The sequence below is a fragment of the Alkalihalobacillus pseudalcaliphilus genome (genome assembly GCF_028610675.1).
In the GTDB taxonomy this organism is placed as follows: Bacteria; Bacillota; Bacilli; order Bacillales; family Bacillaceae_D; genus Alkalihalobacillus; species Alkalihalobacillus pseudalcaliphilus.
The window spans coordinates 125,401-136,588 of the sequence record NZ_JAQQWS010000004.1 but is presented as its reverse complement, the minus strand read 5'-3'; the positions used below and the strand labels follow the sequence as shown (position 1 = coordinate 136,588).

Annotated in this window: 7 protein-coding genes; all 7 read right to left on the bottom strand. The window is 38.2% G+C overall.

The genetic code is table 11. The annotated features are described in order from the left end of the window. Positions 1-3 precede the first annotated feature (3 nt). The 7 genes from PQ479_RS10715 to tig all read right to left on the bottom strand — a co-directional run bounded on the left by PQ479_RS10715 (position 4) and on the right by tig (position 10,673). Positions 4-816 (bottom strand): cytochrome C assembly family protein, encoded by an 813-nt coding sequence (locus PQ479_RS10715; RefSeq protein WP_047990326.1) that lies wholly within the window; start codon positions 814-816, stop codon positions 4-6. A 20-nt stretch (positions 817-836) separates the two neighbouring features. Beyond that, positions 837-2,219, bottom strand: a complete 1,383-nt coding sequence (gene hemA / locus PQ479_RS10710) for a glutamyl-tRNA reductase (protein ID WP_047990325.1) — start codon at positions 2,217-2,219, stop codon at positions 837-839. A 480-nt stretch (positions 2,220-2,699) separates the two neighbouring features. Further along, positions 2,700-3,287 (bottom strand): ribosome biogenesis GTP-binding protein YihA/YsxC, encoded by a 588-nt coding sequence (yihA, locus tag PQ479_RS10705; protein WP_047990324.1) that lies wholly within the window; start codon positions 3,285-3,287, stop codon positions 2,700-2,702. Then, positions 3,284-5,611, bottom strand: coding sequence for an endopeptidase La (gene lon, locus PQ479_RS10700; protein ID WP_047990323.1), 2,328 nt, complete (start codon positions 5,609-5,611; stop codon positions 3,284-3,286). Before lon ends, yihA begins: the two co-directional genes overlap by 4 nt. Before the next feature lie 106 nt (positions 5,612-5,717). Next, the gene (lonB, locus tag PQ479_RS10695; protein ID WP_047990322.1) at positions 5,718-7,388 is read right to left on the bottom strand and encodes an ATP-dependent protease LonB; all 1,671 of its coding nucleotides are present in this window, start codon (positions 7,386-7,388) and stop codon (positions 5,718-5,720) included. Positions 7,389-7,576: 188 nt separating this feature from the next. Then, positions 7,577-8,851, bottom strand: a complete 1,275-nt coding sequence (clpX, locus tag PQ479_RS10690) for an ATP-dependent protease ATP-binding subunit ClpX (RefSeq protein ID WP_047990321.1) — start codon at positions 8,849-8,851, stop codon at positions 7,577-7,579. Positions 8,852-9,368: 517 nt separating this feature from the next. Then, positions 9,369-10,673 carry a trigger factor gene (gene tig, locus PQ479_RS10685; protein WP_047990320.1) on the bottom strand — a complete coding sequence of 435 codons (1,305 nt, stop codon included), beginning with the start codon at positions 10,671-10,673 and terminating at the stop codon, positions 9,369-9,371. Between the last annotated feature and the right edge of the window lie 515 nt (positions 10,674-11,188).

Below are 11,188 nucleotides of genomic sequence, written 5' to 3'. Positions count from 1 at the left end.
ACACTACCATAAATGAAAGCTCGTATATTGACTTGATAGAAAATAATTAATACATAGGACTAAAAAGCCTGCAATATTAAGTAGGGCAAATTCATAACCTTGCTTATGCTTCACCACTCTATTATACAGATAAACAAGATAAATCCCTAATGTTAGAAAGGACGTTAACACCTTAGTGTCATACCATATAAATTGATCGAGCTCTACTGTCGCCCAAATAACGCCTTGAATGATCCCGATGAGCAGTAACGGTGCTCCAATTAATGTCGAGCGAAAAGCCATTTTATCCAAGCTAGTTAAAGAACCAAACCTTTGCAGTCGCTTACTCCAATTTTTCCGCTTTAACATTTGATACGATAAAACATACATAATGGAAAAGGCAAAAGCGAGAGTAAAAGCGGCATAGGATAAGAAAATAAAACTGATATGAATCACCATCAGCTCAAGGCTTAGCAAATGCTGAAGCTCAACAGGATGATTCGGATTTGTCGCAAATAAACTAAAAGCTAGCATTGCAAAGCCAACTAAATTCGTAAAGAACACAAGGAAATCGACTCGAAAAAACCAATTAATCATTAACGAGACTGTCACAAGCGTCCATGCATAAAAAAAGAGCCCATCAGTCTGACTAATGATCGGAATATACTCTAGTGTATAGGCACGAATTAAAAAATAACCGGTTTGTAAAAGCCACACAACCGAAAGCAACCAGAAAGCCACTCGATTGACCCTCCGGTTGTTTAGTAAAAAATCGACAAAATAACAACTGACACTAATACTGTATAAGACAATCGTCAGAGGATAAATCCAATTCACAAGTCGTCATCCCTTATCTATTAAGAGCGTACAGCAGCCTTTTGTTGTATATTTGCTGCTACGACATCTAATTTTTTGGCATTCTCCCATTCCTCTTCAGCCTTTTTAATTCTTTCTTTCTGTTTTTGAACCTCAAGCTCATCTTCTAAAGCAAAGATTTTCGTAAACATTTGCAGGGCCTCTTCTGCCTTTTCATCACCAGCTAATTCCTTTACACGTGTAATGGGATCACGTAAAAGCTGATTCACAATACTTTTCGTATGTTTACTTAAAACTTTGCGTTCGCGTTCTGTTAAATCAGGCATTTTTCGTTCGATACTTTCCATCGTATCTGCTTGTACCGTTAAAGCTTTTGAACGAAGAGCTGTAATAATCGGTACGACTCCTAACATATTAAGCCAAGATTTAAACGCGACAATTTCTTCTTCCATCATGAGCTCAATTTTTTCAGCTTCTCTTTTTCTTTCTGCAAGATTAGCTTCCACTATATTTTGCAAATCATCAATGTCATATAAAAAGACATTATCAAAACTCGCAATTTCAGGGTCAAGGTCACGTGGAACGGCAATGTCGACCATAAATAACGGTTTACCATTACGTTTTTTCATTGCTTTTTCTACCATTGCTTTAGAGATAACAAAATCTCGTGCTCCTGTAGAAGTAATTAATATATCTACTTCTGTTAACGAATGTTCTAACTGGGCATAAGCCCTTGCTTGACCAGCAAACTTAACAGCAAGTTCTTCTGCTTTCTCATATGTCCGATTAATGACAGTAATTTCTTTTGCTCCATTACCATGTAAATGCTTGGCTGTCAGCTCACTCATTTTTCCTGCACCTAAAACGAGTACATGCTTATGGTCAAATTGTCCAAATATCTTTTTACCAAGCTCAACCGCCGCATAACTAACGGATACAGCCTGTTTTCCAATATCCGTTTGTGAATGAGCACGCTTAGCAAATGTAATCGCCTGCTTAAACAAATGGTTAAAAATCGTCCCTGTTACCTGTTGCTCTTGTGCCAGTAAAAAGCTTGACCGGACTTGTCCAAGAATTTGGGTTTCCCCTAAAATCATTGAATCTAAGCCAGAAGATACTTTTAATAAATGCTCAACTGCATGCTCTTCTTCACGAATGTCTAAATACATCGTGAAATCATCTTTAGGCATATGAAACCATTCTGATAAAAATGTTTTCGTAAAATGTCTGCCTGTATGCAGTTGATCGGCCACAACATAAATTTCCGTTCGATTACAGGTAGAAATAATGACACATTCCAAAATACTCTTCATATTTCGTAGCTGATTCAAAGCTTGCGGTAATTCATCCTCAGTAAAAGTAAAGCGTTCACGCATTTCGACAGGTGCCGTTTTATAATTCAAACCTACTAATAACGTATACATCCTGCCGGTCACCCCCTAATCCTTTTTAGCACTAAAATGTCTGAATCGTCTTAAACGGAGTGAACACTCACCATCCAACAACACGATTTAGCATTTCTCGATATATATAAGCTTCTTTCCCTATCAGAAGCATTGCAAACAGTCTTATTTATAATAATTATAACATGTAAAAATGCAAAGAACTTTTTTAAATGTGAAGAAAAGATGAAGCCTGTTAGACGGATCCGCTACGACACGAATCCTGTAACGATAAGAACACAACTAAAGAGTAAACGTTCCCACTACTCATCCTTTATACTCGATTACAAACTAGTTTTACCACATTATAACGTTTATATCCGATTTCATTAGACTGTATCTTGATAACCACATACATTCTAACATATTCTTTATAATAATTCTAATTAAATACTTCTCACATTCCAAACGACTTAATGAACACAAATAATAGCAGGGAACACCAATGCTCCCTGCTTCCTTCTACTGACTTACATAATATTGAACCTTTTTCCATGCCTCTTCTTTGCCTTGCCCAGTTTCGGAAGAAAAAAGGACGACTGGATCGCTCGGATCCTTCTCTAATTCTTTTTCAATTACTTTTTGGTGTTTTTGCCATTTTCCTTTAGGAATCTTGTCACTTTTTGTTGCCACGATAATAACAGGAATCCCAAAATGTTTTAACCAATTGTACATGAGCTTATCATCTTCAGATGGTTTATGACGAAGATCAATTAATTGAATAACGGCTTTTAACGGTTCACGCGATTGTAAATACGTCTCAATCATTTTTCCCCATGCTTCACGTTCTTTCTTGGATACTTTCGCAAACCCGTATCCAGGAACATCAACAAAATATAAAAGCTCATTCACCATATAAAAATTCAACGTCTGTGTTTTACCTGGTCGTCCAGATGTACGTGCTAAAGCTTTTCGGTTAATCATTTTATTAATAAAAGATGATTTCCCAACATTTGAGCGTCCTGCTAAAGCTACTTCCGGTAGCAATGTGGTTGGGTATTGCTCAGGTTTTACGGCAACCGTCGCTAATTCTACTTGTGTTACTTTCATTTTTTCTCTCCCAATGCATGTTTTAATACGTCATCTAAATGTGACACTAATATAAACTGTAAATCCTTACGGACGCTTTCGGGAATGTCCTCAAGGTCTTTCTCATTATCTTTAGGAATAATAATCGTTTTCAGACCCGCTCGGTGAGCACTCATCGATTTTTCCTTTAAACCACCAATCGGTAATACACGGCCACGTAGTGTCATTTCCCCTGTCATACCTACTTCACGCTTAACCGGCCTTTCTGTTAAGGCAGATACGAGAGCTGTCGCCATTGTAATCCCAGCCGAAGGGCCATCCTTAGGTGTTGCCCCTTCTGGTACGTGTATATGAATATCATTTTCCTCATGGAAATTCGAATTAATCTCTAATTCTTCTGAACGAGAACGAATATAACTAAAGGCCGCTTGTGCGGATTCCTTCATCACATCGCCAAGTTTTCCTGTCAGAGTTAATTTTCCTTTACCAGGCGCTAAAGAAACCTCAATTGATAAGGTATCACCACCCGCAGTCGTATAAGCTAGTCCTGTCGCTGCCCCAATTTGATCCTCTTCTTCAGCAAGACCAAAGCGGTATCGTGGCTTACCTAACATTTCTTCAATCATCTTTTCATTTACTGTTACTCGTTTTTTATTTCCAGCTACAATTACCTTTGCAGCCTTACGTGAAATCGCCGCAAGTTGTCGTTCTAATGTACGAACTCCTGCTTCGCGTGTATATTCTCGAATAACTTTAATTAAAGCCTCATCCTGAAAACGTAACATATTGCCGGTTAGACCGTGATCAGCTCTTTGCTTTTTTGCTAAATAATCCTTTGCAATATGGAGTTTTTCTAATTCCGTGTAACCCGGAATATTAATAATTTCCATACGATCTAATAACGGACCTGGAATCGTCCCAATATTATTCGCCGTAGTCACAAACATGACTTTGGATAAATCATAAGGCTCTTCAACAAAATGATCACTGAAGCTGTTATTTTGCTCTGGATCTAATACCTCTAATAAAGCGGATGAAGGATCGCCACGGAAATCATTAGCCATTTTATCAATCTCATCTAATAAAAAGACCGGATTAATCGTTTTTGCTTTCTTCATCCCTTGAATAATACGACCGGGCATAGCCCCCACATATGTACGACGATGGCCGCGGATTTCGGCTTCATCCCTCACACCACCTAAAGAAATTCGAACAAATTGGCGATTTAACGACCTCGCAATAGATCGAGCTAAAGATGTTTTCCCGACCCCTGGTGGTCCTGCCAAACAGAGTATTGGACCCTTCAACTCACGAGTTAACTGTTGAACAGCGATATATTCTAAGACACGTTCTTTGACTTTTTCTAGGCCATAATGGTCCTCATCTAAAATCGTTTCAGCACGATTGACATCTAAATCATCCGTTGTTTCATTTGTCCACGGTAATTGAATTAACCAGTCTAAGTAATTACGCAGCACCGAGCTCTCTGCTGCATTGGAAGGCATTTTTTCATAACGGTCTAATTCCTTTAATGCTTTATTTAAGACATGTTCAGGCATATCAGATCGTTCAATTTGTTCTCTTAAAGACGCAATCTCGCCACTTCGACCTTCTTTATCGCCTAGTTCTTTTTGAATAGCCTTCATTTGTTCGCGCAGATAGTATTCCTTTTGTGTCTTTTCCATCGACTTCTTGACACGTTGCCCAATTTTCTTCTCTAAGCCAAGTACTTCTTGCTCATTATTTAAAATTTGGATTAAGTGAAGGAGTCTATCTCGAACAGAACTAATTTCTAATAGTTCTTGTTTTTCATGAAGCTTAAGTGGTAAATTGGCTGAAACAACATCTGCCAATCGTCCTGGCTCTGTAATTTCTTTAATCGTTTGTAATGTCTCATGTGATACTTTTTTCGAGACTTTTGAATATTGCTCAAACATTTTTAGCATATTACGCATTATCGCTTGTAATTCAGGTGATTTGTAAAAATCTTCATCCTCTAATTGTTCCACTTCAATATTTAAAAATTCCTCGTTATCCAAGAACCTTTCGATCCTTACTCTTTTTAAACCTTCTACATGTACGCGCACCGTTCCATTTGGCAGACGAAGAAGCTGACTTATTTTAACTAATGTACCAATTAAATAAATGTCATCTTCCTTTGGCTCATCGATAGAGATTTCTTTTTGTGTAGCTAAAACAATCTCCTCATCATGATCCATTGCATACTCTAATGCCTGAACTGATTTTGCTCTTCCTACATCTAAATGTAATACCATCGTTGGAAATACGAGCAACCCGCGTAAAGGCAGAAGCGGAATTTGTCGTTTCTTATTGGCTTCGACCATCCGCTAAACACCTCCATCTTCCTGTTCCAAATTTCTCCTAGTTTTCAGCTTTTCCCCTAGGCTCTAATATTCTCAATTTTATCTTAACCATTACCCTTTGTCTAATCTAAATAAGCGTGGAAGCACTCTCTAATGGATTTAGAGCTGGTATTATCTCTTCTTCCTCTTCTTTTTGTTCTAAAGCTAAATCTAAAACTTGATCCAGATGTTTGACGGCAATAATGTCAACACCCTCAATTTGTTTTAATAAAGCTTGCATATTTTCTTCCGGGATAATAACCGTTTTTGCTCCGGCAAGTTTGGCTGCCTCGACCTTGGCCACGACTCCTCCAATTGGCTTAACTGTTCCATGTATGCCAAGTTCACCAGTCATCGCGACAGTATGTTTGACTTTTACTCCCTCAATAGCTGAATATATACCAGTTGCAATAGCGATCCCAGCAGAAGGTCCATCCACTGGTGCTCCTCCTGGAAAGTTCACATGAATATCGTAATCAGAAGTTGGTATGCCCATACGACGTAAAACGGTTACGACATTTTCCACAGAACCTTTTGCCATACTTTTCCTCCGAATCGAGCGCATTTGGTCACCCGTTTGTTCTTCCTCCGCGATACCGGTAATATTGATTTGTCCTTTACCCACATTCGGGATAACATTAACCTCTAGCTCAAGTACAGCCCCCATGTTTGGACCAAATACAGCTAATCCATTTACGATCCCTACTGCTGATTCATGATGAATGAGCTTTTCAGGTCTTGGGCTTAGTTGACTTGCATGTAAGACCCATTCAATATCGTCCATTGTTAATTCTTTTCTGCCACAGGACAAGGCTACTCCACCTGCTATTTGAACAATATTAACAACCTCACGTCCATTCGTTGCATATTTGGCGATTTTTTCAAGCACACCTGCTTCTGCCGTGTAATTGATTTTACGCACCGCTTTTTCTGCAATTTGAACGATTTCACTCGGTTTTAACGCATGAAAATAAACCTCTAAACATCTTGAACGAATTGCCGGAGGTATTTCCTCCGGTCTTCTTGTGGTCGCTCCAACTAAACGAAAATCCGCAGGCAAACCATTTTGGAAAATATCATGGATATGGCGTGGTATCGATTGATTGTCCACGTTATAATAAGCACTTTCTAAAAATACTTTACGGTCTTCTAATACTTTTAATAATTTATTTAATTGAATCGAGTGTAATTCACCAATCTCATCAATAAATAAAACACCACCATGAGCCTTTGTAACAGCTCCATGCTTCGGTTGTGGAATTCCAGCTTGTCCCATTGAACCAGCCCCTTGATAAATCGGATCATGAACCGAACCGATTAACGGATCAGCAATGCCTCTTTCATCAAAACGAGCCGTCGCTCCATCAAGTTCTACAAACACCGCATTTTGACGAAATGGAGATTCACAATTTCGTTTAGCTTCCTCTAAGACAATTCGAGCCGCTGCCGTTTTACCTACTCCTGGCGGTCCATAAATGAGCACATGCTGTGGGTTAGGGCCACAAAGTGCCGCTCGTAATGTTCGAATCCCTTCTTCTTGACCGACAATGTCGGCAAAACTCGACGGACGAACCTTCTCTGCTAATGGTTCGCTAAGTGAAATCGAGCGCAACTTACGTAATTGCTCCATCTCTTTCTTTGATTCCTTATCTATTGATACTCTCGTACTACGTTGACTTTTTAACAAATTAAAGAAATACAATCCAATGACGATACCAAAAAACAATTGAATTAACAAAGCAATCCCTGTCCAATTCATGTCGCTTCCTCCTACATCCTTAATCGTTTTTTATAGTATGACCGCAACCGAAGTCACTAACCGATCAACTTATGAAGAAAACGCTGTAACTACAGGAAAATTAAGACAGGGCTTCTAGAAATAATAAAGCAAAACCACGGTGAAGCCAGAAGCTACCGTGGTTTTGAAAAGAATATTTAAAGGAATGATTAAGCACTTTCCTTTGGTTCAGTTTTTGATAATGTAATTTCTGAACCATCTTTTGTTTTTAAGATCGGGGCCACGTTATCGGTCACACACTTATCATGTATGATACATGTTACGACATCATCTCGTGAAGGTAGATCAAACATCACATCTAACATAATACCTTCAATAATGGAACGTAATCCACGTGCTCCTGTTTTTCTTTCAATCGCTTTATTAGAAATAGCCTTTAAAGCATCCTCTGTAAATTCTAATTCTACTTCATCAAGCTCTAATAATTTTTGGTATTGCTTCACTAGAGCATTTTTTGGTTTCGTTAAGATCTCAACTAAAGCATGAACATCTAATGGCTCTAAGCTTGAGATTATCGGCAAACGTCCAATGAACTCAGGAATTAATCCAAAACGTAATAAATCTTCTGGAAGCACTTTACCTAAGTATTCACCCGGCTTTAAGTCTTCTTGTAAAGTTTCAGAACCAAAACCAATGACCTTTTTACCTAAGCGACGCTTAATGATTTGCTCAATCCCATCAAAGGCTCCGCCACAAATGAACAAGACATTCGTTGTATCAATTTGAATGAATTCTTGGTGTGGGTGCTTTCTTCCACCTTGAGGAGGAACACTTGCTGTCGTACCTTCAAGAATTTTTAGTAAAGCTTGTTGAACACCTTCGCCCGAAACATCACGTGTAATCGATGGGTTTTCTGACTTACGAGCTACCTTATCAATTTCATCAATGTAAATGATACCTTTTTCTGCTTTTTCAACATCATAATCCGCAGCTTGGATAAGTTTTAATAAAATATTCTCTACATCTTCACCTACATAGCCTGCTTCTGTTAATGATGTAGCATCAGCGATAGCAAAAGGTACATTCAGGATACGTGCTAATGTTTGAGCTAATAATGTTTTACCACTACCTGTTGGCCCAATCATACAAATATTACTCTTAGACAACTCAACCTCTTCAGATCGATTAAGTGCATTGATTCGTTTATAATGATTATAAACCGCTACGGATAACGATTTTTTGGCACGATCTTGACCGATGACATAATCATCTAGAATAGAACGGATTTCAGATGGCTTCGGAATTTCTTGAAACTCAACTTCTTCCTCTGTTCCTAATTCTTCTTCCACGATCTCTGTACATAATTCAATACATTCATCACATATATACACACCAGGTCCAGCAACGAGCTTACGAACTTGGTCTTGTGTTTTTCCACAAAAAGAACATTTTAACTGTCCCTTTTCATCATTAAATTTAAACATTCGATCACCCCTCAGAAATATTGTACCATTTCAAACCATTTTTTTCTTCTTTTAGGCTGTATAACACGGTTGAAAATTGCACAGCATTTCTAGATTTTCTAGATTTGTCGAGATTTTCAGCTATTGTAACACAGAACTATAAAAAGAAAAACAAAACACACTTATGTACATCCACCACTGGCTGTTATCTTAATTTATATGTATGTGTGGATTTATAATACATTCAAGATCCGATGAGGAAATTCCTCTATTTTTTGTAATCATCTTCGGTGTTTAACTGAATATAGTTTACGGGCCCCATGCAACTCCAATTCTCGCCTTCTTCATACACTTTAGGCATGAAATGGTATGTTTTCAGCTTGTTCAAATCTGGCCTTACTCATACATTTTCTAATAGAGAAATCATCATCCATTTATTCAAACACCAAAATATGTAGGATTAAAAACAAGGTACGAACAATGCCCGCACCTTGTTTTACTATGATGAGCATACTTCAGTATCACTCATTTTCAACCATTACTCAGCTGAAGCTACAGTTTTACTTTCCCCAACTAATAACTCAACTGCTTTTTGGATTTTCAAGTCACCTTTAATAGCTTCATCTCCACCTTGTGCTGTAAGAATTGCTTTAATTTCTTGAACATCACGTTGGTACATTTCAGCCATTTTTTCGTATTCTTTTTGAACATCTTCATCACTGACTTCAATGTTCTCAGCATTGGCAATCGCTTCTAATGTTAAGTTAACACGTACACGTTTACCTGCATCTACTTGGAACTGCTCACGTAGTGCTGACTCATCTTGTCCTGAGAATTGTGCATACATTTCAAGGTTAAGACCTTGCGCTTGTAAGCGTTGCTCGAATTCTTGAACCATACGGTCAACTTCTGTGCTAACCATTTCTTCTGGAACATCGATTGTAGCATTCTCAGCTGCTTTTTCTACAACTGTATCACGTACTACATGCTCAGCTTGATGCTTTTTATCATGCTCAAGCTTCTCTCTTAATTCCTTTTTAAGCTCATCAAGAGTTTCAACTTTTTCATTAGCATCTTTAGCAAACTCATCATCTAATTCAGGTAATTCTTTACGTTTGATATCGTGAAGTTTCACTTTAAATGTTGCTGCTTTTCCTGCTAAATCTTCAGAATGGTACTCTTGCGGGAATGTTACTTCAACATCCTTCTCTTCACCCGATTTAAGACCAACTAATTGTTCTTCAAATCCTGGGATGAATTGACCCGAACCAATTTCTAAAGAATGGTTCTCTGCTTTTCCACCATCAAATGCTTCGCCATCTACGAAACCTTCGAAATCAAGAATAGCTGTATCACCATTTTCAACTGTTCCATCTTCAATAACAACTAAATCAGCTTTGCTTTCTTGAAGCTTTTTAAGCTCTTGCTCTACGTCTTCGTCAGCTACAGCCGTATCTTGTTCTTCTACTTCAAGGCCTTTGTAGTCGCCTAAAGTTACTTCTGGTTTTACGATAACAGTCGCTTTGAAAACAACGCCCGTATCTTTACCAATCGTTTCTACATCAATAGAAGGTTGTGCTACTGGTTCAATTCCAGCTTCATCAATTGCTTTAGGATACGCTGTTGGTAATACAACATCTAATGCATCTTGATATAAAGATTCTACGCCATATTTTTTTTCAAATAATGGACGAGGCATTTTTCCTTTACGGAATCCTGGCTCATTGATTTTCTTAACGACTTTTTTGAAGGCTACATCTAAAGCTTGAGCAAATTCTTTTGCATCTACTTCAAAAGTTAATACGCCTTGGTTTCCTTCTTGCTTTTCCCATTTTGCAGTCATTACAAATTCCCTCCAACTATATACATCTTCGTTTCCGAACATTTACTTATTCTTTTCAACGTTGACAACCACATCATTATAACATAAAGCCTATTCTTTTCAAATCAATTTACTAGAACTAGCATGGATTGCTAGAAATTACCCTTTTGTATGAAAGTGTACCATAGGCGATAGTTTGACCCTTCGGACATCGCTACGGGAATGGGGGCACGCTTTCCGCAGGCGGGCGCTAAGCTAACTTGCTTACGCAAGTGGATCTCAGCCTGCCCTTTCCTCCTGCAGGAGTCGGCCCCCATTCCCTCCGCTAAGGTTGGTGCAGGCTTCTTGGTTTGTACACTTCTCATACAAAAATAAATGAATGAAAAGTAACAAAAGTCACCAAGTAAAAAGATTAAAAGCTAATTGAATAAGTTCCACCAGTGAAAGAACCAACACCACTTTCATCTTTGTTGGTGGTCTTTACATTCACTAACGGTTTTAAGAATTCTCACATTTTGCCGTAGCACCGCACAAAC

Excerpts from the sequence above, each read along its gene's own strand:
- hemA (WP_047990325.1), bottom strand. The coding sequence starts at position 2,219 with ATGTATACGTTATTAGTAGGTTTGAATTATAAAACGGCACCTGTCGAA.
- yihA (WP_047990324.1), bottom strand. The coding sequence starts at position 3,287 with ATGAAAGTAACACAAGTAGAATTAGCGACGGTTGCCGTAAAACCTGAG.
- lon (WP_047990323.1), bottom strand. The coding sequence starts at position 5,611 with ATGGTCGAAGCCAATAAGAAACGACAAATTCCGCTTCTGCCTTTACGC.
- lonB (WP_047990322.1), bottom strand. The coding sequence starts at position 7,388 with ATGAATTGGACAGGGATTGCTTTGTTAATTCAATTGTTTTTTGGTATC.
- clpX (WP_047990321.1), bottom strand. The coding sequence starts at position 8,851 with ATGTTTAAATTTAATGATGAAAAGGGACAGTTAAAATGTTCTTTTTGT.
- tig (WP_047990320.1), bottom strand. The coding sequence starts at position 10,673 with ATGACTGCAAAATGGGAAAAGCAAGAAGGAAACCAAGGCGTATTAACT.